General features: G+C 43.3%; 1 protein-coding gene. It reads right to left on the bottom strand.

Going from position 1 to position 1,343, the window contains the following annotated elements:
- Nucleotides 1–1,343: OmpA family protein (locus tag GN157_RS05280; RefSeq protein WP_157482067.1), on the bottom strand; the 1,343-nt coding region annotated here is incomplete at both ends.

The following is a 1,343-nucleotide window of genomic DNA, read 5'->3' as shown; positions in this document are numbered from 1 at the left end:
GCAATACCTTTTGAGATTACATACTGAACTGTAGCCTTAGCCCTTTTGTTAGATAGGTTCATGTTGTATTGTGCACTACCACGGTTATCCGTGTGCGCCTTAACCATGATTACCATTTCAGGGTTGTTGTTCATAGCCTCAACTAACTTATCAAGCTCAAAAGCAGCCTCTTTTGTGATGTTGCTCTTATCAAACTCAAAGAAGATATCGTTAAGTACAACTTCTATCTCTTTTACGATTTCTACGATAGGTCTCAGGTCAGCCATAACATTAACCTCTCCGCCATGAGTTTTAGCAATTGGGAAACTGTTATTCTCATAACCACTCATGCTTGCCTGTATGGTATAGGCTCTGTCACAGTCAACACTGTAGGTTACCTTACCATTAGTATCAGCCGTTCTGGTCTCAATTACATTGTTACGCTCATCAAGGATGGCTACCTTAGCACTGGCAAGTGGTTTGCCTGTGTTGGCATCTCTTACCATTACAATAGCCTCAACACCACAAATTGGTGTAGCGCTGTACAACTGGTCAACTCCTGTTCTGTTACTGGAGAAGAATCCGATTTCTTTACTGTCATTAAAACTGAATGCAAAGTCATCCTGTCCTGAGTTTACAGGCAGACCAACGTTCTTGGCTTCTGTTCCTTTGGCAAGGTCAATAACAAAGATATCCAGTGCGCCAAAGCCTTTACGTCCGTCTGAGGAGAAGTAAAGTTTACCTTCGGTAGTAAGGTAAGGGAAGTTATCATTACCAGGGGTGTTTACCTTATCCCCAAGGTTTTGTGGCTCTCCGTAAGTGTTGTTGCCTTTTACTTCCACTTTCCAGATATCATTACCTCCCTGTCCTCCAGGACGGTTGGACACAAAGTAAAGCGTCTTCCCGTCTGCACTGATAGCAGGGTTACCTGTAGAGTAGGTTTTATCGTTTAACGGTAGTGGCTGGATGTTACCCCATTTACCGTCGGTCTTTGTTGCCTTGAATAGGTAAATCTGACCCAGTTTAAGGTTATTGTCTTTATCTCTTTCAAACTGTTTACTCTCCTTAAAGCTCTCTCCCGAGAAGTACATGGTGTTACCATCGGCTGTTACAGCTGCAGGGCCGTCATGCCATTTGGTGTTGATGTCTGATATCGGAGTAGGCTCACTAAAGCTGCCGTCGGCATTGTAAGTAGCCATATACATATCAAGGTACGGCTGCTCATTAGCGCCGTAGGTTTTCCTTGCTGTGTTTCTTGCACTGGTGAAATAGAAATTGTTATCATCGGTTAGTACCGCTCCGAAAGAGCTGTACTTCTCATCGTTGATGTCCAGTTTCTTCTCATCAAACATTTTGGTTTGGTT

It is taken from the genome of Flavobacterium rakeshii (genome assembly GCF_009741375.1).
GTDB lineage: Bacteria > Bacteroidota > Bacteroidia > Flavobacteriales > Flavobacteriaceae > Flavobacterium > Flavobacterium rakeshii.
Note: the sequence above shows the minus strand (reverse complement) of the source record. Positions and strands in the feature narration are given on the sequence as shown.